Here is a 24,092-nt window from a genome sequence, read left to right as displayed (position 1 = left end):
TGAGTTGACTTACACACACTTCTTTGCTTGAATTATCTAAATTGTATAATTAAAAATACATATAGAAAAGAGTGATCTCGTGGAAATTAGAAATGCGACCATCGATGACTTTGACATCGTGTTCGGTTACATCGAGCAATTGTGGACTGCCAATACGTATGATAAAGAAGAAATAAGAACCGTTTATACTGAAGTATTGGCGGATGAAAACACGTTTGCCTTTTTACTTTTTGATGAAGGCAAAGCTAGAGGATTTTGTCACGGAGCCTACTTTAATACTTTTTGGCACTCCGGAAAGACTTGTTATTTATCAAGCATCATTTCCAATATAGAAGATCGTGGGAAGGGCTACGGGCGTAAATTAATGGACCATGCTAAAGAACTGGCAGAGTCTCAAGGTTGCAAAGCGATTGTATTAGACACTGGATTGCAAAGAAAAGACGCACATCGTTTTTATGACATTTACGGATTCGAAAAGTGTGCGTATTGTTATCAATTGAAACTTGGTTAATACGAAAAACAGCCCTACATGGAATATCTCCTTGTAGGGCTGTTCACTCAATCTTCTTCTATATCTAAACGATTTTTCTTAAAGAGTTTGGATAACAATTCATAAACAATTGGTACAACAATTAGTGTCAGTAATGTTGAACTTACCAATCCACCAATTACCGTAATCCCTAAACCTTTGGAGATTAAACCGCCACCTCCACCAGTTCCCATTGCTAACGGAACAAGTGCACCAATTGTTGCAATTGCAGTCATAAGTATCGGTCGTAACCTCGTTACACCTGCCTCAAGAATTGCATCACGCATTTTCATACCATTACGTTCCATACGAACAATACGATCTACGAGTACAATTGCATTCGTTACAACGATACCGATTAACATAAGCAGTCCCATCATTACAGAAACAGAGATTGTTTCACCTGCAATCAAAAGACCAACGAATGAACCAATAACTGCGAACGGCAATGAAACAAGGATCGCAAATGGTGCGACACCTTCACGGAATGTGACTACTAAAATGAAGTACACAATCGCAATCGCTGCTAACATTGCAATAATCAATTGGGTAAAGGTTTCCTCCATATCCGCCGCAACACCAGCAACATCGATTGTAACCCCTTTTGGTAATTCCAATTTATCAATTGCTTTATCTACTTCGGACGTTGCTTTTGAAATGTCCGCATCTAGTATCGTTCCAGAAACTGTAGCGAAATACTCTCCCTTACTTCTAGCAAGTTCATTAAGCGTAGTCCCTTCCTCAACCGTTACTAGCTCAGAAAGTTTCATCGACGTTCCAAGAGCTGTCGGTATTTCTGTAGCTAATAAATCATCGATGGATTTTGGTTGTTCCGCCTCTTCTTGCTGCACAACCACCTCTATACTATTCCCATCATTCTCGACCGTTGTAAGCACATCTTGTGTTCGAACAGGATTCAACATCATGACAATTTGACCTGTTGTTAATCCATACTGTAGTAGTTCGTCTTGTTCGACTTTGAATTTATATTCAACATATGCGTCTTTTGAAGTCGATGAAACATCTTCTAGACGATTATTCTCAGTCATCACATCTTCTACCAGCACGACAGCTCCATTTAGTTTTTCGAGACTCTCACTATAGAATGTATAGCTGACTTCGTTGCTAGACATGTCCATCATGCCAAAGTTTTGGCTTTTCCATTCCCCTGACTGATCTGTATTAAATACATATTCCTCAACTTCTGTACGAGCTTCCGGAAAGTCTTTCATATCCGGATCAAAGATAAGGTACATAAGTGCACCATTTGAGCCGCCGCCCATCATTGCAGTCATTGGATCTCCTGCATCGGTTACGGACAGTTGAACAATATCTATGTCCTCACGTTTCAAAAGTTCTTTTTCTACTTCTTCAATATTAGCTAATGTATCTTCCATTAACTCTCCCGTTTCCGGTGTATATGTTAGGTACATCACTTTTTCTTCTTCACTACCTAGAAAACTAAAGCCGATTAAAGGCATTAACGCTATACTACCAGCCAGTAAGACTATAGAAATAATAGAAGTGATCCATTTATGGTTCAATGTCCAACTAAGAATGCCTTTGTATTTAGTAGCCATTTTGCCGACTTCTTTATGATGACTCTCTTTTTTCTCGCTATACAACTTTTTCTTAAATAAGTAATGTGATAGCGCTGGAACAATTGTAATCGCAACGATTAACGAAGCTCCTAGAGCAAACGTCATCGTTAGTGCAAACGGCATAAACAATTCACCAACCATACCACCTACGAAAATAAGCGGCGCAAAAACAGCAACCGTTACTAATGTTGAAGACATAATCGGTTTGAACATTTCAATCGTCGCTTCTCGTACGAGCGCACGTCCTGATAATTTCTCTGTTTTCAAATGCAAGCGTCGGTAAATATTTTCCACAACAACTATCGAGTCATCAATCACTCGACCAATCGCAACTGTAATTGCACCTAGAGTCATGATATTCAACGTAATACCTAACCAATTCAATAACAACAACGCCATGAATATGGAGACTGGAATCGAAATGATCGAAATAATAGTTGATTTGAAATCACGTAAAAACAATAAGATGATTAGTATTGCGATTAAGCCACCAAATAATGCTTTTTCAATCATTGTAGAAACAGACTTTTCAATTGGCGCACCCTGATCAAGTGAAATATCCACTACTAGGCCGTCGATTGCTTTCTCTTCTTCCTCTATTAATGCTTTCACTGCATCTACAACATCAACTGTATTTGCCTGTTGTCCTTTTATTACTTGAATCGCTATCGCAGTTTCACCATTTGTACGTGAAACGGACTGTACTTTACCTACTAATTCTATCGTCGCAACATCACCTAACTTCACGAAAGGTGAAGGATTGGCTTCAGATGGTGTGACCGGAATTAGCATCCCCTTTAAATCTTCGATGGACATAAATTTCCCGTCTACAGCAACGGCCTGTTCACCTTCATCAAACTCATAAAGTCCCAAGGACACCGCCAAGTCACTAGCCTGAATCATTTGTTTAACCGATTCCTCTGTAATGCCTAGTTCTGCCATCTTTTCTTCGTTGTACGTAAGTTCCACTTCTTCAATATGCTGCCCTGTTATCGTCGCAGATGCCACACCATCAATCTTCTCAATCTTTGGAAGAAGAATATCCACAACGGTTGACGTTAAATCTACAACATCCTCAGTCTCACTACTTACACTTAACGCAACAACCGGCATCATATTTAAGCTAATCGCTGTAATGGACGGTTTTTGTGCACCTTCAGGTAATGTCACCCCATCAAGCGCAGATGTTAAGTTGCGCTTTGCCTCGTCCATATCAATACCATATTCATATTCTATTTGAATGTTTGCCATGTTAGAATATGAATTAGAGTATACAACTTTAACATGCTCAAGATTATCCACCGCTTTTTCTAACGGGATTGAAACATCCTTCATCACTTGCTCAGGAGTAGCTCCTGGATAAATATCCATTACCATTAAGTATGGGATTGAAATATCTGGAAGTGTTTCTGTTTTCATTTGTGTACCTGAGTAAATTCCAGATACCACGATAATAATCGTCAATAACCATACTGCTAATTTATTTTTAAGAACAAAATTGACCAAACCTTTCAAATCTACACCTTCTCCCCGATTGACTTTAACAACTCATTTACCCATAATAATGACTAGGTGGTCAATTGTCAACGATTAGACCAGGAGGGATTAAGATATGTTAAAAAAACAACTGATTATGGAAAAAGCACTTGAACTCTTTGCAAAACAAGGTTTTGAAGCTACTTCCGTCCAACAAATAACTGATAACTGTGGGATTTCTAAAGGAGCCTTCTACTTATCCTTCAAGTCGAAAGACGAATTGATTTTGGCTATAATAGATCACTTTACAAAGCAGTTTACATCCAACATTGACTACTTGGTCAAAAACACAAAAAACAATGACGAACTCCTCTATACATTTTACTTTTCTGTTTTCGAGTCCTTTAGCAAGCACTCTGACTTTGCAATCGTTCTCCTCAAAGAACAAATGCAATCATTCAATAATGACTTCATTTTAAAAATGCGAACTTACGATCAAATTATGGAGAATACGATTTTATCAATGGTAGATCGACTGTATGGAGATGCTGTTAAACAGACAAGATACGATTTGGCTTTTTGTATTAAAGGATTTTTGAAAATCTATTCGGAGTTTTTCATCTTTCATAACACGCCATTAGATATTGATTTGCTTGCTCGTTCCCTTACTGAAAAAACGGAGATACTTGCAAAAACAATTACAGTGCCCTTTGTTTCAGATGAACTGGTACAACAGATTCATCAATCTACGTGTAATGAAGTCACTAAGGAACAAATTCTGGAAGAACTTGAACAATGCATAAAAGACATTGAAGAATCGATTGAAAAGGAATCATTGCTTTTACTTACACAGGAGTTACTGGAGCCTACATTAAGCCCTGCCCTCGTTAAAGGATTAATCGAAAACATCCAACCCCATCCACAGTGTAAATGGGCCTCCTTTCTACTAAGAGGATATTTCGGATTTTAATACAGATGATTCATACTGTCACCTTTTAAACATGAAGTAGATTTCCATTTTATTGCCCCAGACTATTCTATCGTAAAATAAACTCCCACACTAAAGTTCATGTGGGAGTTTGTTTTGTATATTGGTAATTGGGTATTCTATTAATAAAACCGAAGCCATTTTAAGGTCGAGAGGATTGTTGCAATGATGGTCAGAAGATTTTTCGCGAAAATACATGAGAGTATTTGGTTTGTACCAAGTGTTTATGCACTTCTTGCTACCCTTCTCGCATTAGTTACTGTATTAATAGATACAACTTTTAATAAAGAAGTCATCTCTTTTATTCCGAGTTATTTTCGAACATCTGTAGATTTGGCTCAAACGATTCTAGCAACCATTTCAGGCGCTCTTTTAACTATGACGACTTTAACATTTTCGACAATAATGGTCGTTTTGACTTTGTACTCTTCCCAGTTCTCACCAAGGACACTTCAAAACTTCTTGAATTCCCCCACTACACAACGAGTACTTGGTATTTTCATGGGTGGATTCGTTTATTCGATATTATCCTTACTTTTCATGCGCAAACAACCGATCTCACACGAAGTAATTTCCGCCTCTGTTAGCGTAATTTTAGCGGTTATTTGTCTTGCATTTTTCGCATATTTTATTCATAACGTCGGAAATTCCGTCCAAGTAAGTCGGCTTATCCGCGAGTTGGTCGAAGACGTCCTTCGTACTATTGAACAAGAAAAGAAAGAAACTGATTCCAATGCTGTTTTATGGGTAGAGAAAAAACCTTCCTATACACAGAAGTATTCGCAGGCAACTGAAATTCAGAGTCCTTCTTTCGGTTATGTAAGATATATAGATTACGGAAAACTAGCTGAATGGGCAGCCCATCAAGAAGTCGTGGTCGAAATAATAACACCTGTTGGTACATTTGCAGGCACACAATCGTATCTGATTTCAATTTATCATAATGGAGAGCTACCTCACTTTAACGTTTCTTCTTATTTCACATTAGGTGAGGAACGCTCCATCCTGCAAGACATCGAATATGGCATAGAAACGATTGCTGAAATAGCCATTCGCGCGCTATCTCCAGGCATTAATGATCCGAATACCGCTATCAGATGCATTCATTCATTAGGTGAGGTTTTGCAACAAGCATCTCATTTATCAGGAGGTGTTTCCGTTACATATTCTGACGAAAACACGCCATGTTTGGTTGTTACTCGACCGCAAACGAAAGATTATTTTTATTCAGCTTTAAGTCAAATTAGCTTTTACGGTAAAGAAGATGTCAATGTACTTAGCGCCATGTTGGATATGCTGTTGTATATTGCAAGCAGTAATTCTACTTCTTTAGAAAAAAGAAAGGATGTCCAACAAATGGTCGAATACATTTGGAATCGTTTCGAACATGCTGTCCTAGAACCAATGGATAAGGATAAGCTTGAAAGGAAACGACGCGCAATTTATGCACTTTCCACCATTTAATCGGAACAAGACAATGTATTAGTTATTTCTATTCAATGTGACAGGGGCTTAAATTGTTAATGAGCCCCTGAAACCCCTAGCTGCATAATAGGAATCCGCTCCGTTATGATAGACGAAAACCGTCTCGTATCGATAATCACAAAATAGAGCACCCTTTAGTTTCCGTATAGCTGGTGGCGTTTGAATCCAACTCGACGTTTTCTTATCAAAATCCCCAAGGCCTTGGAGTAAACGGTATTGATCTTCAGTTAACAACTCAATCCCCATTTCCTTCGCCATACCCCATGCACTATTCTCCGGTTTATTTTTCTTACGAGATTCTAAAGCTTCCTGGTCGTAACAAACACTTCTGCGCCCGAGAGGACTTTCCGCGGAACAATCAAAAAAAGTATATTCATCTTTCTCGTTGTCATATGCTACAACATCCGGTTCCCCTCCGGTTCTTTCCATTTCATGAAGCGAACTTACTTTCTTAGGATTCGCTTCTAATTTGGATTGAACATTTGCCCAGTCTAGTTCGGGATGGCGATGCTTGTTCTTCTCAAATCGGGTTTTCAATATACTAAATAATTCCTGGCTCTGTTCCTGTGTTAATTTTTGATTTGGATTCGTCATATTTATTCCTCCCACAACTTTTTTCTTCGATGAATTCTTCCCTCATTATACTACAGAAAAGGGTTGAATAAATTGATTTTGAAGTACGGTACAGATATCCGCATTCGCACAATCAACCTTACATATTCTAGAGAATCCTTTTTAATTCGGAAACAACCTATAGAATTCCAATTTTTCCAACCGCAAATTCAACTTTGCATGTTATTATAGTGGTAGATATATACTAGCAACTCTTTGGTTCATTTTTATTAATTGGCTCCATCATTCATAAATGGGGGTAGGACTATGGAATCAGTGAATCTAATTTCATTGCAACAAGAAGTTTCTAAGTTACGAGTAGAAGGGAAATACAAAGATACGATAGAGGCTTGTTTTCAATTATTGGAGAAAGGTCGTTCCTCAAATGATTACAAATCGATATTCACAGCGCTTATCAACAAAGCAGCTTCCTATTATTGCATTGGAGAAATTGAAGAAGCATTTTTCAATATTGATGAGTATCTTGACTACTGTTCGGAACATGGGGATTCAGCCGATCAATTGAATGGTTTTAATATCTTATTCCTTCTTCATGAACATAATAAAGATTACGTCAAAGCTAAAGCAACCTTACAGCAAGCAATTGAGTTAGGGCTATCGATTGGAAAGTATAATATTGTCAGTAATGCTTATAGTAATTACAGTTCGATTCTAGCGACTGAGGAATACTTTGAGAAAGCATTGGAATATGCAGAAAAAGGCTTAGAAATGGCAAAACTGCATAAACCCAAAACACCAATTTTAGAATTAAGGGTCAAGTTAAACATTGCTAACGCCTATATTGGTATGGATGAAATCGATTTGTCTGCTTCTCTCGTCGAGGATTTGCGCAATGATCCAATTTTGAATTCCTTTATTCGTGAAAAAACTCAAGTATATGATTTATATAGTCGGTATTTAATAAAAGTAAATAGATATATGGAAGCTTATGATTCCTTAACTACTGCTAAGGAATTGGCTGAGAGTTTTAATGATCGCAATTTACTCAAAGGAATTCTGGAAAAACGATGCAAGGTTTGTGAATTGATGGGTAATGTACAATTAGGCTTTGAAGCACAGCGAGATTACATCGCTATATTGGATGACTTACGGCAACAAGAAATTACGATGACGGCCATGCGTTTGGAAATAAAACATGACATCGCAGCAATTGAACGACGTGCAAACCGAGACCATCTCACCGGCCTGTACAACCGAAGTTATATGGAACTCGCGACGAATGAAATGCTTAAGAAAGCTTCGACTACGGGTGAAAGAATTAGCTGTATTGCTCTAGATTTAGACAATCTAAAAATACTAAATGATACGTATGGGCATATGTTTGGGGATCATGTCATAAAAGAGATAGCAAATACATGCAAGCGCAACATTCGGAACGACGATTTGATGGGACGTTTTGGAGGAGATGAGTTTGCCATCATATTTAAAGGTATATCGATGGAGCAAACCAAAATGAAAGCCGAACAATTAGTAGAGGCGATTAGAAAACTTGAAATTGAGATCGATGCTATTTCATTATCTGTTTCTGTTAGCCTGGGTGTTGCCGATAACTGCAATGGAGAAATCATCTCTTTCAATGATTTATTCCACGAGGCTGATATGGCGTTGTATCAGGCAAAACGAAATGGGAAAAATCGTGTTTACGTGATGAGTTAATAGGATAAACATAAAGTATATTCATAGCAAAGGAATATCCCAACAAGATTCTAATCAGAATAAAATTTGTTTTCCTACTAATTTAAACTTGATTTATTCCATACTTTTACTTTATTATATAACGATGCAAGAACTAAGAAGGAGAGTGGCATGATGAGGAATTATACAAAAGAGGACATCCGAAAATTTGTAAAAGAAGAAAACGTGAGATTTATCCGTCTACAGTTTACCGACATATTAGGGATGATTAAGAACGTTGAAATTCCCATCAGCCAACTTGATAAAGCACTTGATAATAAAATGATGTTTGATGGCTCATCTATAGAAGGTTTTGTTCGAATTGAAGAATCTGATATGTACTTAATCCCCAATCTAGATACATGGATGGTGTTTCCATGGCCGGCTGGAAAAGGGAAAGTTGCGAGATTCATTTGCGATGTATCTCTTGCGAATGGAACTCCGTTTCCAGGTGATCCACGCGGAAATTTAAGGCGCATTCTGAAAGAAATGGAGGAGCTCGGTTTTGACTCCTTCAACCTTGGACCTGAACCTGAATTCTTCTTATTTAAACTTGATGAGAATGGCCAACCGACAATGAATTTGAATGACGACGGAGGATACTTCGATTTAGCACCGATGGATCTAGGTGAAAACTGTCGAAGAGACATCGTGTTAGAGCTTGAAGAAATGGGCTTTGAAATTGAAGCTTCTCACCATGAAGTAGCACCTGGTCAACATGAAATTGACTTTAAATATGCGGATGCATTAACTGCGTGTGACAACATCCAAACGTTCAAACTCGTCGTTCGAACAATCGCTCGAAAGCACGGACTGCATGCTACGTTTATGCCTAAGCCATTGTTTGGCGTGAGTGGATCGGGTATGCATTGCAACGTTTCATTATTCAAGGACGGAGAAAATGCTTTCTTTGATGAAGACGGCGAACTTAAACTAAGTAAAACTGCTTATCAATTTATGGCAGGTGTGCTTGAACATGTTGAAGGTTTTACAGCCATCACAAACCCAACTGTCAATTCTTACAAACGTCTAGTTCCTGGATACGAAGCACCTTGCTACGTTGCATGGTCCGCTCAAAACCGTAGTCCACTCATTCGAATTCCTGCATCTAGAGGTATTAGTACTCGAATTGAAGTTCGCTCTGTCGATTCCGCTGCAAATCCGTACCTTGCAATGGCAACTATTTTAAAAGCAGGGCTAGATGGGATTAAACGTGAATTAACTCCACCAAAACCCGTCAATCGAAATATTTATGAAATGGACTCCTCAGAACGAAAAGAATACGGGATTGGGACATTACCAACGGATCTCGATCATGCACTCATTGCACTCCGAGAAGACGAAGTGATTAAAGAGGCATTAGGAAACCATATTTACACAAACTTCATGAATACGAAAATGGTTGAATGGGAAAATTACCGAATTAATGTTCATCCGTGGGAGATTGAACAGTATATGAAGATTTATTAATTATTAGATTGTAGAACCGTAGAATAATCATATTAAAAAATTGCGGAAGCTTTCTATAAGTTTCGTACAATCGCTTCCCTTAAGTAATCAATACGCCAAAACATTGTGGAGTCCATACTGTATTTTATTTGTAAAAGTTTTAGTATAAATACCTCCGTACATCACATACTACAACCGAAACAGTATGTGAAAAGGAGTGTTATTATTGGGTATTATGGATGGTAATTCAAAAAAGGATCCGCTACATTATGGAGAAGTAATCGGTTCTTGGAGTTTTATTGGCGCGAATAATGGACTTATTAGTGCATACGAAGCGTTTGTCAATCACGCGGAGGATAAAGACCTCATTAAACTCCTTGGGGAAGCAATTCAAATAATGGAGTCTGAAAAGAAGGAAATTGAAAAAGTATTGAAAGACAATGGAATTACTCCGCCGCCTTCCCTACCCGGTCGCCCGAAGGCAAATGCAGAAGAAATTCCCGCTGGTGCAAGATTCATGGATCCAGAAATTAGCGCAGCTGTTTCAATCAACGTAGGGCAAGGTCTTGTATCTTGCAGCATGATGATGGGACAATGCCTTAGAGAAGATATTGCAATGATGTTTGGTAAATATCATGTAGAAAGAGCTTTATTCGGCTTAAAATTACTAAGGCTAAATAAAGACAAAGGGTGGATCATTCCCCCTCCACTTCAAATGAACAGTTGAAAATGATATAAACTAAGCAATTCCGACTTAATGTGCTAGGTACTAATTTGTGTGCCTAGCACTTATTCCTTCTCAATAGTGAAATAGTAAATCAAAAAGTTCTGCCAAGGCAGAATTTTTTTTGTTTGTTAATATTTTTTCTACATGCTGTATGTTGGCATTGCCATACATTCCTTAGGCAATTCCTTCTCATCCATCCACTTTTTAATCAGTCGATTAAATAAATCCGGTTCGGCTAGCGACACTCCATGACCAATTCCTGGAATAATTACACCCGTACAGTTCGGGTTCGCTTTCACTAGATCAAGTGCTGAATTTTTCATGATTCCTTTTTCCTTCTCTCCCACAGTAACTACTATACTTCCACTGGCCTCACTGAATCCGTTAGGTATTTCAAAGGACATGTTTTCTTGTAATATCCTTACTAGGGTATGCCGTTTCATCTGACAACTTTCAGTATAATATTTTTCAAAGTGTTCCTTTCCTAAATAAAGTGTTTTTGCTTGGAGTTTAGAAAACGTCCTATTTTTAATTAAAGGATAGGACATGTTGACCAACGGGTTTATAAAAACCCTACCTATTCGAGTCGGCCTTACTAATGCGCTGTTAATAAATGCATAATCCACCAGATCTGGCTTTGTGCTTACCATTTGAATAAGTACCTGTGCACCTAAGGAAAAACCGACTACTGTAATGACTTTTCCGCTTGCTACTTTCTCAATTAACTTAATAACCTGAAGTGAACTATCCTTTATTGTAAATTGTTCGTTTCCGGTACTCTTCCCATGCTCTGGTAAATCTACGGTCACACAATGATAATCGGTAAAGTGTTGAACTTGCCTGTCCCACATCCAACTACTAACGCCGCCCCCATGTAAAAACAGGAGGAGTGGAGCATCTCTATCCCCGTATTCCTGATAAGCTAACGTCAAAATTTCCACCCTTCCCTCAAACTAATCATCTATGTATTTAAGTGTCTGTTTTACTCTTTCATAGAACGTTTCTCTTGCAGGTTACGTAACGTCATCCAATACAATGACATTATTATCCTATAAGGAGGAATTGCAATGCATGATTTTTTTAAGACTTCACCCTGGAATAAGAATGAACTCTTGAAACTATTAGTTCTCGTCTTAGTGCTCGTTCCCTTTTTCATCGAGTATCTATTAATGGACTGGCTTACCCATCTCTTTCAGAACGATTTATATTCTGGTACTTTGACCGGTTTCATTATGTCCATTATTTTTATGGTAGGTCTTTATTTGATTGCCCTCAAGCCAAAGCAACTAAAATGGAACGAAGTTGGCTGGGTCCCTTTTCCTCGTTCCTACTGGAGACAGATTATTGGTTGGACCTTTGTACTAATTATTGCGAGTGTTCTTTTAGTTACTTTGATGTCTTTCGTAGGTGTAGGTGTGGAAAACAGCAAAACCGAAAGTGTACAAAATCATCTTTCTCCACTTACGTTTATTATCGCATTTGCCTCAGCATCTATAATTTCACCCATATATGAAGAAATCTTCTACCGTGGTTTTCTTTATCGATGGTTGAGAAGTCATTTCGGACTCCTTAGTGGTATGCTAGGAAGTTCCTTTGTTTTTATGCTTGTTCACATTCCTAATTATAATGTACTACCAGTCACACTTATTTCGGGATTACTCTTTTCGTGGACGTATGAAAAGACAGGTTCCATAATTCCAGGCATAATCATTCATGGGCTATTTAATGCAATCGCACTATTACTCACGGCTTTTGCTTTATGAATACAATTAGACGGACAATGATTCTTCAATGAATGAGATGATTTCTTCGCGTATTGGATACAACTGAAGATCTGCAGAACTTTTTTCAGACTTTCGTACTTCCCAAAACTTATCCATGAGCTGCCGGTCTCCTTGGAATGTTTCATCAGAAAGCATATTCATATCATCCATTATGAGTTGTGCTTCTTCCGATTGGGGAGAAGCACCTCTTTCAATACATAACTCTATCCGTTTAATCAAATTCATCCATTTCCTTGTTGAAGTATCCTCGTTTTCCAATGAAGGCAGCTGTTTTTCTAATAGATGTTGCTCTTCCTCAGTAAAGTAAGTAGCCCAATCGCGCTCTGACTTACTTTGTACGACTAACGCCAATACATCTTGCCACTTCAATTCGCCTTCCAGTTCAATACTATGAATCAATGAAGTTGTATGTTGTATCGACTTATTCAGTGCTTGGAGTTCCTCAGTTAAAGAAGTTCTGTGGGCATGCAGGATAGACGTCAACGTTTGTTCCTGAAGGATTTTCTTGCTGTCTTCTAAAGATAAGGAGAGCGTCTTTAATAGTAAAACCTTCTCCAATGTGAAAATATCATCTTCGGAATAAAGACGCTTTCCGCCAGCTCCTCTTTCAGTTGGTTGCACTAAGCCAATCTGGTCATAATAACGCAATGTCCTGACCGACACGTTCAGATTCTTCGCCAACTCCCCTGTTGATAGAAATATCATTGTATTCCCCCTACTTTTATAATGTTCGGTATATTGCTAATAGTATACCTTGAGTCGTGTAAAACAGAAAGAAGGTATCCGCATTAAAGGTAGAAGGAACTTCAACAATTCAATTCTTATCTAGTAGTTACATCTCCAAATGAAAAAACACCCTATCAAGTTGATTAACCCGTTCAGTTGAGTGGTATAAGACATCAATTAAACACACTAGTAAGTACCAAATCCGCATATGAATTGGACTCTTTCTTTTTCACCTATGCGTAAACGTTTGTGAATGAAACACACCTATTTTAAACACCTTACTGACAAGCCTATTAGTGGGATTACAATTTCTATTGTAGTTCTGCTAATGTAAGTGTTAATACCATTGTTAATTTGTGTGTTAAAACATAATATTACATTTAGTTATCCCAATAAAAAAGACCATAAGGTCCCTGTTTACTTTTACTATTCCGCAATCGCACCCAAATCTGGAATAGGGTTAAACTCGTTAATCTGCGTTGCAGCCGGACGCGTTCTGGAGGGCAAGTGGTGGACCAACCCGTTCGCTTTGCTCCCGTTGGTTGTTTCACCTGTCTTGCTGATCCTCCCAGAGTCGCCGGCTTCCACTCCGATTAACTAGGTGTCCGCATAAAATACTTGTGACACAATCGCACCCGGATTGCTTAATGGCGCTTCATTACTTTTTCACACTATCTAGAAAGACAAAACCAAACACAACCCCAGCTATTGTTTGGATTGTCGGATTACCAAGAAAAATCTCTTGTGATATAAATGGCAGTATACTTTCAGGCAAATAAAATATTAATACATACATTGATAAAATACACAAAGACGGCAACCCAATCCCAATGAATTTAGCCCAATCAAAGGTCCATTGTCTATTCTCTTTAATTTCATGTATAAGTTTTGGTAATCTGAGTAGCATTCCAATAACAATAGGAAATGTTGATGAAAATAAAACAAATGACATTGCGTTAAGATTTTTCATATAATCTTGTTTCAAAAAGAACTGATATTTAGTACCAGAATAAATAATAATCCCTAAAACGATTGTCCATCCCAAATAATAATAGAACCTTTTCATAAAAGCCCCCCTCAAAAATAACTCTTCTTTTATCTTACTGGAGCGTACTGAAAAGGGTGCAATTCCTTGTTAAAGAATTGCGCCCACTAATGGAATAAACAGTGAAATTCATTACTTTTTTCTGTTAAAAAGCCAAAATAATATTGTCATGATAAGGAGGAAGAATGGAACGAGCCCAACATATCTCAATGCATTAACTGCACCTGAAAAATAATAAGCGATTGGCACGAAGGTAATTGTGCTTATTAACAGGAACATCCACGACTTTTTGAAAATCCCTATCGCTAGCGTAATGACCGATACTAGAAGTGATAGTCTCCATAGCGATAAAATTATATTAAATTCATCCATTGTATCCCCCCTTATTATAAAATTTCATTCTTTATCTTGATTCTTCTATGACTTTATCGTTTGTTTTGGAATTACTATAAATATTATATGATTTCCCTTTTTCTTTCTGACTCACTTTCAATTTCACAACTTGAACTTCCTCACCTTTTTTATTGATATACCAATATGCTTCTTCCACAGTCGATGAAGGTCGCTGATCAACTATTATGTCTTGGGCATTAGCTGGTTTGACAATCTCGTTAATCGTAGATTGATCTCCTTCTTCTATGGCTTCTACTTCTCCATCTAATCTTATTTCCGGAGATATTTGCAAGGCATTTACGAAACCTTCCGCATGGTTATTTGCAGAAACAACAGGCATATATTTTTGTGTAATAAATGTACCCCCGACTCCCAAACTTAACAAACCTAAGAAAGTGACAGCTGATAATCTAACTAAAGATTTACTCATTCTTTTTACCTTCAACATTTTTATCAGTCTCCTTTTTAAATTGATTTGTGCATCTGAAAAAAAAACTCCAAGTGTGAAATCTTTATCCTTATTATTTGCACGTTCTATCATATTTAATATCATTTCACCGTATCTTTTTCTTTCATTGTGAGACATGTCTTTTACGACATCAGCATCACATGAGAGTTCACTCCAAAAATGTATTTCTTTTCGCAGTTGATAAACGACCGGATTAAACCAATGAATTATTCCAGCCAACAATACAGCAATTCTTACCCATAAATCTTTTTTCTGTAAATGGTTCAATTCATGTTTGATGATCAACTCTAAATCCTCAATTGGCATCTCATATGCAGGCAATATAATGGTTGGTTTCACAAGGCCAATCAAAACAGGGCTTATGTGATACTGGGAATAGACAATGTTAATATCATTTTTCAATTTTAACTGTTTAGCATTTAATCGAAGGGTTTCCCAAACTAAATGATTTTTCGATATAGGAACGACAGTGTTTTTAATGATTTTTTTAAACGTCCTATACGAAATAAATGCTTTAACAGAAGCGAAAATTGCACCTACACACCAAATGACGAATAAAAATTGCACAGTCGTTATGGATAATTCAAATGGAGTATCCTGTACCAATGAACGCGTAGGAATTGAGTAAGTTTCACTATTTTTAAAAGACAAAAAGAATTGAGGGATTAGCCATACAGGAACGAGAAAAAAGAAAGCAGCTATTTTTCTATTCCAATAACTCCACTTGGCAGATAATGAGTCTTTCAAGACATATGTCAGAAGTAAAGAGATTAAACAAACGGTGCTTCCTGTAACAGTAATTGTTGTGATCGCTGTAAGCCATTCAATCATACATCCACCTACTTATCCGAAAACCATTTTTTAAGTTCTTTTAACTCATCATCAGGCACTTCTTCATCATAAAGTGTTGCAAGAAAGTTTTTAACCGAGCCCTGGTACATAGTGTTTAATACACTTTGTGCTTCTCTTTGCTTATACTCTTTTAAAGTAAGTTTTGGTGAATAAATATTGGATCTTCCTATTTTTTCAATAGAAAGTAGCCCTTTATCCACTAATCTGGATAGAAATGTAGTCAGGGTTTGTGGTTTCCATTCTCTCCCTTCATGGTCATTAAAAAATTCCAGCAATTCATTGGATTTAAATGATTTGTTTTTTTGCCAAATAAAAATCATTAACTCTTCTTCGGTATCAGAAAGTCTTGAATAATTCATGTTTTTCCTCCTTAAAACCACTACACCATTGTAGTACATCAAATATACTACAACGGCGTAGTAGTAGTCAAGTTTACTTTATGTCATTAAACATAAAGTAAAAACGTCATTCTGATAATTACGACAGAATGACGTTTTTTATTTTGTGTTGTATAAATTAAAAAGATTGAAGTGTTTTAAAGTTTAGAACAACATCAACGTTGCGAAGTAATATAGGTTCAATCACTCCAAATATTGAATCGTTTCTATAAACACGTTTCGTAATGCATCCAAATCAATGACAGATTGAATCATTGCTTCTATATATTTTTCACCCTTCATGGTTTCATACGCCCATTCGATTCCTCTATTCATTGCGTAAGCATGTAGGAAAATCCGAATTGTTCTTCCATTTCCTTCACGAAAGGGGTGCAACATGTTTAATTCTGATTTAAAGTAAGCTAAACGATTCGCGGCTTCCTCTAACGAATTCCAGAAGGGCTCTTCATTTAGCTGTAAGGATAATCATCCGCATAATACGCCAAAAACTGAACTTGGCAGAAACGAGTGTTTCCTTTCATCAATTGAACATCCCGAAACTCTCCTGCAAATGGATAGATATCCTGAAACAAATAATAATGCAAATTTTGAAAGTCTTTTAAAGTAAAATTATCTAGGGTGAAATCTCCTTGCTCCAAGGACATTGCTCTAAGAGTGAAGGCTAATGCTTCAGCTCTTTCAAGTTCTTTGTGGGAATCAATCTCCAATAAATTATGTTTTAACAGATAATCGTCATTGTCCTTTTCATTATACTTTCCCATGCCGCAATATGTCCTTTATCAAGGTAGGGGTAATTGAGGTCTTTGCATTTATAAGTTCAAGTACTCTTTTCTGCACATCGAGAGAAAGGCTGAGACTTTCCAAGTGAAGATTATGCATCACTTTTTTGAATTCCTTCGACTCAAGAGTCAATTCTTTCATGCTAAACAATCCCTTTCTCACTATTGCTTTATCTTTCATTATACAGTTCAAATTTCATAATTGCTATTATGGAAAAACTAGTAAGTATGCACATTCAAGAAAATTTTAACTCGAAACCCAGTATTCTCATTAAACCAGTTTAATTCCTAATAAGGATATAAAATCAATTCTTAATACTGGATTGGCACCATTAACTCCATAAAATATGCCTGCTTGTAGCACAGCCCGTATACAGCAAGAGTCAGATTGTTGAATAGACACTTCAAATTTAATACACTCCGTTGCTTGGAGTGCAGGCGTCGACTCCAGCGGGAACAGCGCGAGCTGAAAGCCCCGCAGGTAGCGAAGCGGACGAGGAGATTGAAGCCGTGCCCGCGGAAAGCGTACGCCGGAACGCAAAGCAACAGTTTTTTATATTCGTTTTGGGTCCGTTTGCTGAATACTCAATATATACTTATCCTACTGCTATCATACCGCAATTACCATAAAAACCCTTTTTAAATACAGAAAAGCACCGCTATTTGCGATGCTGATCATTGTTTTAAATTAATGTCATTTCGATTGTTAAATCAACTTTTGTACCAGTGAACTGAACGGGTTATAAGTTGATAGGATGATTTTCTTACATATGGTTCCACGCACAAGTTGGGCACTTCACCATCCAACATTATTGCGGCTACATTTAATGGCATATAAGTAAGCGCTACTCAGTTTTCCTTTTCTTTTTCGCATCAATTTTATATTGCTCGAATTCCTTCAATAATTCACGTACTTCATCTGTAGATTCGGTACTCATCAATTGATTTCTCAATTCGCCAGCACCCGAGAAACCCTTAACATAAATCTTGAAAAATCGACGTAATGGTTTAAACGGAAATTCTTCTAGTTCCCTTGAATATTTATCATGAAGATCTAGATGTACCATTAAGAGTTCAAGTAATTCTTCACTACTATGTTCTCTAGACTCTTTTTCAAACGCAAATGGGTTCTTAAAGATGCCTCGTCCGATCATCACGCCATCGACTCCGTATTTATTTGCCAGCTCCAAACCTGTTTGATAATCAGGAATATCTCCATTGATCGTCAAAAGTGTATCAGGGGCAATCTCATCACGAAGCTTTTTAATTTCAGGAATGAGTTCCCAGTGTGCATCGAAATTACTCATTTCCTTTTTCGTACGTAAATGAATCGACAGATTGGCGATGTCCTGTTCCAATACGTGTGTCAACCATCCATGCCATTCGTCTACATTCGTGTAACCGAGACGTGTCTTTACGCTGACAGGTAATCCCCCCGCCTTTGCGGCTTGGATGATTTCTGCTGCAGTGTCAGGATAACGGATAAGTCCACTTCCCTTTCCTTTTGCTGCAACGTTAGGTACAGGGCAACCCATATTAATGTCTACACCTTTAAATCCTTGCTTCGCCATACCGATACTCATTTCACGAAAGTGTTCCGGCTTATTGCCCCAAATATGTGCCACAATCGGTTGTTCATCTTCGGTAAATGTCAAACGCCCACGCACACTGTGGATTCCTTCTGGGTGACAATAACTTTCCGTATTCGTGAATTCCGTGAAAAAAACATCAGGCTTTGCAGCTGCACTTACGACATGACGAAAGACAACATTTGTCACGTCTTCCATTGGTGCTAATATAAAAAAAGGTCGTGGTAAATCACGCCAAAAGTTTTCACTCATCTACAAATTCAATTCCTCTCATTAGGGGGTGTCAGTTCATTTCATTACCCTAAAGTACTAATTGTAAGTATACCGACAATCAATCACTTTTATCAACGTTATCTATTTTACATGAGAAGAGAGTTTGTGGAAAGAGCCAAGCGTTAAAGAATTGACTTAGACAAGGGGCAAGTAAAAAAAGAACTTCCCTACGTGCAGGAAGTTCCTTAGTTACTACTTATAACAACCGGTTAGGATCGATTTGATACTTGCTTTGAATACGATCTTTTTCTGTTTCCAAATCAAGTTCTTCATAATCACTTCGTTCAAGATCCGCTTCATCGGATTGTGTTTTTCCATTTATTAGGGGCTCATCTTGTACGGCATGACTTCCAAGAACCGCCTCTTCGTGAGAGATAGGCGTTTGCACGACTTCTGTATGCATACTTCCGTCAAGATTGACCGTATTTCCAGTATAATCTACAGTCATATTTGAACCAAGGTTTGCATCCACATGGTTATTGACAGTCCCTGCATCATAATTTTCTCTCAAGTGACGATAATCTCGGTCAACATACAACAAGACGCCACCTCTTTTTACTTCATTGTAATAAGCAGTAGACGCTTCCTCGTTAAAACCCATACTCTTAAAAGCAGCTCTTACGGGGTCGTCACCATTGATAAACGCTCTGAATCGATCCATCCAATTTCCTTCTGAAGTCCTTAAATCGACATCTGTTTGTCCTTGAACCATCGAAAGAGAGTCTTTATCATTTGTTACGATATACATATCGTCTTCCGAGAATCCGTAAGCTTTTAATTCCTCAATCTTATCTAATACCGCTTGTTCGGATTCGAATGTGCCAATATATTTTTTATCCGCCATTGTTATGTTTCCTCCTTATTTCTTTCGTTTCGTTGTTACTCTATAAATACCCGCGTTTCTTCATTTGAAACAATAATAAGATAGTAAGCCATCATCTGAAGCAACTTCGCCTTTTTTATTTACCAGCAAAAAAAGCGTCTTCTTCCTTTAACCACAAGGAAAAGACGCCTGAAACTTATTCGGTTTTAGGATAGGATCATCCTCTGAATGGCCACCATACACCTCGACCAAACGACACAGTTATTGCAGGTATTAAGAGCGGCAAAATAATTAAACCATACAACAGCAGTCCTGTAATTACGATTGTAGCAATTTGAACCAAACTCAGTACACCCGATGGCATCATCGCACCGAAAGTACCGGCAAGTATGATTGCCGCAGTAATAATCACTGTTCCCATCTTGGCCATCGAAGTTATCATTGCCTCTCGCACTGGCAAACGATTAATGCTTTCTTCTCTGAAACGATCCAATAAGAAAATTGAATAATCGACGCCTAATGCAATAAGCATAATAAATCCGAAGAATGGAACTGCCCAGCTAATTCCATCATAGCCCATTATATTCACAAAAATCAGTTCCGTCACAGAAATCGCGGTATAATACGTCAGTAATAAGGAACCAATCATGTACAACGGCATAATTGCAGAACGGAATAAAACCGTCAAGACCACAAACAAACTAACAAGCATAATTATGACCGTTCGTTCGAAATCTTTAGATGAGATATCATACAAGTCAGAGTTCATACTAGATACTCCGCTATATGCAAGTTCTGCATCTGAGAACGGTGTTCCGACAACAGAACGACTTACACTGTCTTTAATATCATGTACGATTTGGATTGAATCACGAGAGTAAGGATTTTTTTCCAGGATTACTTCAAGTAAAATTCCTGATTCCTCACCAAATGTATACCTTTCAATTACCGGCTTAAATGTATCACTAGTAAGCGTTCCCGTTGGAATAAACAAGCCCGTATCTCGCATACTTTTAGCCTGACTCATATCTTGCATTGCGCTGGATAATTCATCAAGACCTACTGCTATTTCACCCAACCCATCATTCGAAGCACCCACACCTGAAGAAAGCTGTCCGATTCCGCCTACTGCTTGTGCAAGACCCGCTCCGTCAGCACCTACTGAGGAGCCACTTGAAAACATTGCGCTCATTTGGTCAAGCCCGGCTTGAACTTCCGTAAGTCCAGTTTGTATTTCCCCGAGCCCGTTCGTCGCTTCACTTAATCCGTCTGCCATAAGACCAAGCTGATGGTCGACATATAGTTCTTCAATCAATTCTCCTGTTGGACGAGTAATTGTGCGAACACTTTTTACACCGTCTATTTTTTCAAGATCTTGACTAATTGCTTCAAGATAAGTGACGTCGATTTCATTGATAATCGGTCCGTCTTTTTTCAAGATAACCTGAACTGGAAGTGAATCTCCTTCTCCAAATGCTTCAGATATCGCATTGATTCCCATAACTGATTCTTTACTCTGATCTATTTCGTCAATAATGTTGAATGACAAATCATTATCATATGTGAGAAGAAAAGGGACCGTAATAACAAGTACGATTGCCATTGCAACAAGTGGACGCTTCACTGAAATTTTACTGAAACCAATCCACAATCGACTGTCTTTATGTGATGAAGCTTGTTTTGAAGGCCAAAATAATTTATCTTTCAAAAGCAACATAAATAACGGAACTACTGTGAATAAGACGACTAATAATACAGCTATTCCTACTGCAACAGCTACCGCAGATTTAAATATAGGGAAATCTGCAAATCCGATTGCCGCAAATCCGATAAAAACAGCAAGACCACTGATAAATAATGTCCGACCTGCCGTTTTATACGTATTCACTATCGCATCTTCAACTTCATGTCCCGCAAGAAGTTCCTCTTTATAGCGGCTTAAAAGTAATATACAATAATCTGTTCCAAGTCCAAAAAGAATTGCGACTAAGAAGATTTGTGTGTAATTGGAAACCGGAAAACCAAACCAATCAATAAAATATGCAACAAGAGACTGACTAAGTAAATAAGATATCCCTACCGCAAGAAGTGGGATAAAAGGTGTAACAATTGAACGGAATACTATAAGAAGTAGACCAAAAATAAGAAAGACCGTAATAAGTTCAGTCTTTTTCAATCCATCTTGAGCACTCTGATTCACGTCATTATTAATAATTGCTTCCCCTGTTAAATAAATTGTTTGATCCTTTGGAAGAATATCTCTATGAATCTCTTCAGAAAGCGCAATAATTTCATCAAAACTTCCATCGACTGAAATTGGAACAAGCACAGTCATCTTATCTTTAGAAACAAGTTGTTCTTCCATTTCAGCACTTTCAAATGGATTTAAGATTGCTGTGACAGGCTTTCCTAATGCTTCTAGTTGATTGATTACTAGTTGGATTTCACTTCTTATTGCATCATCAACTGGTTTTTCAAGAGGATATACAAGTGAAATTGTTTCCTCACTAGCGCCTGCTTCCTCCAATATATTCGCAGCTTTTTGTGAATCTGCTGTATCAGGAAGTTGGAGCGAACCTGCATCCTCGGCCTGTTTAGCTAGGTTTGGTGCCATGATGAATAAGACAATTGTCAATGCGAGTAAACCAAGAAATATCGGCCATCTAAATTTTAATACAGTTCTCAAAAATTACATCCCCTTCATTTGTAAAATCTCTTTTAGTTTTCGAAACGTCTTCACAAATTCATCCAATTCCTGTTCATCAATCTGATCGTTAATAAGATTTTTAATATACCCATAAACTGCGTCATTAGATGTTTGCAGAACTTCTATTCCTATTGACGTAAGTTGTATGATTTTCGATCGCTGATCATTTTCATCTCGTTCTGACCTTACAAGTCCTTTTTCCTCCAATTTTTTTAATCGGCTTGACATTGCACTTTTATGTACACCTTGAATTTCTGCAAGCTTTCCACTCGATAGTGTTCCATATGTTGAGAGGATTTTTAGGACTTGAATTTGTTCAGGAGAATACTCTTTCCAGATAGAGATATTCATATTTTTTATGACAAGCTCTGTTCCATAAATCATAATTTCTTCAAATAACTCAACTGCTTCTACAAGTTTCTCAGTCATTCTCGTCTACCCCCTAAACTAATCTTCATTAGTTTAGGGGGTAGACGATTAAACGTCAATAAATAAACCTTGTATAATTATATAATTAAAGCAAATATGTCTAAATAAATTTTACACTTTCATGGCTTATCAAATTAAGGCTATGATATGATGAATTAAAATGACGAGACTACATAATTTCGGAGGTAACCATGAAAAAAGTAGCTGTTATCCAAGACTTATCTTCCTTTGGCAAATGCTCGTTAACTGCCGCCATTCCTGTACTTTCTGTAATGGGCATTCAAGCATGCCCATTACCAACAGCCATTTTATCCGCACAATCCGAATATCCAAGTTTTTATTGTGAGGACTTAACAGCTAAAATGCCTTTATTTGAAGATGAATGGAAAAAGCTTCACGTCTCTTTTGATGGCATACATACCGGGTATATTACTGGAAAAGATCAAATCACTCATATCCTCAGTTTTTTGGAATCCTTTTATAATGAAAACACACTTCTACTCGTGGATCCTGTAATGGGCGATATCGGGGAGGTCTATACAAACTTTGATCACGACATGCTTGCTCGAATGAAAGTACTAGCAAAACACGCGGATGTCATCACACCCAACCTAACCGAGTGTTGCTTATTAACTGGATTGTCCTATGACACCATTTGCAGATATACAAGTGAGACAGACTTTTTAGAAGCAGTACGAGAAGCGGGTCAGAAATTGCAGCATGACACAGGTGCTCAAGTCGTTCTCACCGGTATTCACTCGCCATCGGTACAGAAAAACTCTCATTTGATAGGCAATATGTATATCGATAACGCTACTTCTTTTTATAGTCCAGTTCCATTTAACGGAAAAAGCTATTCAGGTACCGGTGATTTATTTGCATCGGTACTTATGGGCAGTCTTATGCGTGGTCAGGAGCTTTCTGTAGCAATTTCACTCGCGGAAAAATTCTTATCTGCTTCGATTCAAGATACAGATTCAGAGGGATCTGCGCCAATTGAAGGGGTTAATTTTGAAAGGTTTTTAAGTTTGTTGCTTTAAAGCAATTTCCATGCATTAAATGAATCTTATATTTTACAATCGGTTGTGCTTAGCATAAGCGGAAATCACCATAGCATTTGTAACAACCTTTTAATTATTAGAAGTTTTCACTCTACTTGTGTTAAAATGGTAGTAGAAGGTCACTTTTTTAATCGCTTTGGAGGAATATTAGAACGCTTTATAAAGAGTTTATTTTTCTTATCATAAAAGGAGTTTATTTTTC

At 37.6% G+C, this 24,092-nt stretch carries 22 protein-coding genes; 8 read left to right on the top strand and 14 right to left on the bottom strand.

Features of this window, described 5'->3' with window-relative positions; translation table 11 throughout:
• Positions 1 to 79: 79 nt before the first annotated feature.
• Complete coding sequence (locus ACXYMX_RS09425; protein WP_459044000.1) at positions 80 to 511, top strand: GNAT family N-acetyltransferase; 432 nt, start codon at positions 80 to 82, stop codon at positions 509 to 511.
• 47 nt (positions 512 to 558) lie between these two features.
• Here the strand turns inward: ACXYMX_RS09425 and ACXYMX_RS09420 are convergent, their stop codons facing one another.
• Positions 559 to 3,645, bottom strand: coding sequence for an efflux RND transporter permease subunit (locus tag ACXYMX_RS09420; RefSeq protein ID WP_459043999.1), 3,087 nt, complete (start codon positions 3,643 to 3,645; stop codon positions 559 to 561).
• Between the two features lie 97 nt (positions 3,646 to 3,742).
• Between ACXYMX_RS09420 and ACXYMX_RS09415 the strand changes: the two genes are divergently transcribed.
• Positions 3,743 to 4,576 carry a TetR/AcrR family transcriptional regulator gene (locus ACXYMX_RS09415; protein WP_459043998.1) on the top strand — a complete coding sequence of 278 codons (834 nt, stop codon included), beginning with the start codon at positions 3,743 to 3,745 and terminating at the stop codon, positions 4,574 to 4,576.
• 183 nt (positions 4,577 to 4,759) lie between these two features.
• The gene (locus ACXYMX_RS09410) at positions 4,760 to 6,058 is read left to right on the top strand and encodes a DUF2254 domain-containing protein (RefSeq protein ID WP_459043997.1); all 1,299 of its coding nucleotides are present in this window, start codon (positions 4,760 to 4,762) and stop codon (positions 6,056 to 6,058) included.
• Positions 6,059 to 6,106: 48 nt separating this feature from the next.
• Here the strand turns inward: ACXYMX_RS09410 and ACXYMX_RS09405 are convergent, their stop codons facing one another.
• Positions 6,107 to 6,673, bottom strand: coding sequence for a DUF4256 domain-containing protein (locus ACXYMX_RS09405; protein ID WP_459043996.1), 567 nt, complete (start codon positions 6,671 to 6,673; stop codon positions 6,107 to 6,109).
• 285 nt (positions 6,674 to 6,958) lie between these two features.
• Here ACXYMX_RS09405 and ACXYMX_RS09400 point away from each other — a divergent pair, with 285 nt between their 5' ends.
• The 3 genes from ACXYMX_RS09400 to ACXYMX_RS09390 all read left to right on the top strand — a co-directional run bounded on the left by ACXYMX_RS09400 (position 6,959) and on the right by ACXYMX_RS09390 (position 10,562).
• Positions 6,959 to 8,368, top strand: coding sequence for a GGDEF domain-containing protein (locus ACXYMX_RS09400; RefSeq protein ID WP_459043995.1), 1,410 nt, complete (start codon positions 6,959 to 6,961; stop codon positions 8,366 to 8,368).
• Between the two features lie 153 nt (positions 8,369 to 8,521).
• Complete coding sequence (gene glnA, locus ACXYMX_RS09395) at positions 8,522 to 9,856, top strand: type I glutamate--ammonia ligase (protein WP_459043994.1); 1,335 nt, start codon at positions 8,522 to 8,524, stop codon at positions 9,854 to 9,856.
• 214 nt (positions 9,857 to 10,070) lie between these two features.
• Positions 10,071 to 10,562, top strand: a complete 492-nt coding sequence (locus tag ACXYMX_RS09390; RefSeq protein ID WP_459044040.1) for a DUF3231 family protein — start codon at positions 10,071 to 10,073, stop codon at positions 10,560 to 10,562.
• A gap of 140 nt (positions 10,563 to 10,702) precedes the next feature.
• Here the strand turns inward: ACXYMX_RS09390 and ACXYMX_RS09385 are convergent, their stop codons facing one another.
• Positions 10,703 to 11,494 carry an alpha/beta fold hydrolase gene (locus ACXYMX_RS09385; protein ID WP_459043993.1) on the bottom strand — a complete coding sequence of 264 codons (792 nt, stop codon included), beginning with the start codon at positions 11,492 to 11,494 and terminating at the stop codon, positions 10,703 to 10,705.
• 135 nt (positions 11,495 to 11,629) lie between these two features.
• Here ACXYMX_RS09385 and ACXYMX_RS09380 point away from each other — a divergent pair, with 135 nt between their 5' ends.
• Positions 11,630 to 12,325 carry a CPBP family intramembrane glutamic endopeptidase gene (locus ACXYMX_RS09380; protein WP_459043992.1) on the top strand — a complete coding sequence of 232 codons (696 nt, stop codon included), beginning with the start codon at positions 11,630 to 11,632 and terminating at the stop codon, positions 12,323 to 12,325.
• 6 nt (positions 12,326 to 12,331) lie between these two features.
• Here the strand turns inward: ACXYMX_RS09380 and ACXYMX_RS09375 are convergent, their stop codons facing one another.
• The 11 genes from ACXYMX_RS09375 to ACXYMX_RS09325 all read right to left on the bottom strand — a co-directional run bounded on the left by ACXYMX_RS09375 (position 12,332) and on the right by ACXYMX_RS09325 (position 22,829).
• Complete coding sequence (locus ACXYMX_RS09375; RefSeq protein WP_459043991.1) at positions 12,332 to 13,051, bottom strand: MerR family transcriptional regulator; 720 nt, start codon at positions 13,049 to 13,051, stop codon at positions 12,332 to 12,334.
• Between the two features lie 679 nt (positions 13,052 to 13,730).
• Entirely contained in the window at positions 13,731 to 14,138 is a 408-nt protein-coding gene (locus ACXYMX_RS09370; RefSeq protein WP_459043990.1) for a hypothetical protein, read from the bottom strand.
• Between the two features lie 111 nt (positions 14,139 to 14,249).
• The gene (locus ACXYMX_RS09365) at positions 14,250 to 14,489 is read right to left on the bottom strand and encodes a hypothetical protein (protein WP_459043989.1); all 240 of its coding nucleotides are present in this window, start codon (positions 14,487 to 14,489) and stop codon (positions 14,250 to 14,252) included.
• A 31-nt stretch (positions 14,490 to 14,520) separates the two neighbouring features.
• Positions 14,521 to 15,810, bottom strand: coding sequence for a M56 family metallopeptidase (locus ACXYMX_RS09360; RefSeq protein WP_459043988.1), 1,290 nt, complete (start codon positions 15,808 to 15,810; stop codon positions 14,521 to 14,523).
• Positions 15,811 to 15,818: 8 nt separating this feature from the next.
• On the bottom strand, positions 15,819 to 16,190 hold the full coding sequence (locus ACXYMX_RS09355) for a BlaI/MecI/CopY family transcriptional regulator (protein ID WP_459043987.1): 372 nt from the start codon (positions 16,188 to 16,190) through the stop codon (positions 15,819 to 15,821).
• 222 nt (positions 16,191 to 16,412) lie between these two features.
• Entirely contained in the window at positions 16,413 to 16,607 is a 195-nt protein-coding gene (locus ACXYMX_RS09350; protein ID WP_459043986.1) for a hypothetical protein, read from the bottom strand.
• A gap of 71 nt (positions 16,608 to 16,678) precedes the next feature.
• On the bottom strand, positions 16,679 to 16,990 hold the full coding sequence (locus ACXYMX_RS09345; protein ID WP_459043985.1) for a hypothetical protein: 312 nt from the start codon (positions 16,988 to 16,990) through the stop codon (positions 16,679 to 16,681).
• A gap of 863 nt (positions 16,991 to 17,853) precedes the next feature.
• Positions 17,854 to 18,849, bottom strand: a complete 996-nt coding sequence (locus tag ACXYMX_RS09340) for a tRNA dihydrouridine synthase (RefSeq protein WP_459043984.1) — start codon at positions 18,847 to 18,849, stop codon at positions 17,854 to 17,856.
• Between the two features lie 217 nt (positions 18,850 to 19,066).
• On the bottom strand, positions 19,067 to 19,714 hold the full coding sequence (locus tag ACXYMX_RS09335) for a general stress protein (protein ID WP_459043983.1): 648 nt from the start codon (positions 19,712 to 19,714) through the stop codon (positions 19,067 to 19,069).
• Between the two features lie 196 nt (positions 19,715 to 19,910).
• Positions 19,911 to 22,379, bottom strand: a complete 2,469-nt coding sequence (locus ACXYMX_RS09330; RefSeq protein WP_459043982.1) for an MMPL family transporter — start codon at positions 22,377 to 22,379, stop codon at positions 19,911 to 19,913.
• 3 nt (positions 22,380 to 22,382) lie between these two features.
• A complete protein-coding gene (locus ACXYMX_RS09325) occupies positions 22,383 to 22,829 on the bottom strand; it encodes a MarR family winged helix-turn-helix transcriptional regulator (protein ID WP_459043981.1) in 447 nt (148 codons plus the stop codon).
• 191 nt (positions 22,830 to 23,020) lie between these two features.
• Between ACXYMX_RS09325 and ACXYMX_RS09320 the strand changes: the two genes are divergently transcribed.
• A complete protein-coding gene (locus tag ACXYMX_RS09320; protein ID WP_459043980.1) occupies positions 23,021 to 23,869 on the top strand; it encodes a pyridoxamine kinase in 849 nt (282 codons plus the stop codon).
• The last annotated feature ends 223 nt before the right edge of the window (positions 23,870 to 24,092 follow it).

This window comes from Sporosarcina sp. CAU 1771 (assembly GCF_054482775.1).
Note: the sequence above shows the minus strand (reverse complement) of the source record. Positions and strands in the feature narration are given on the sequence as shown.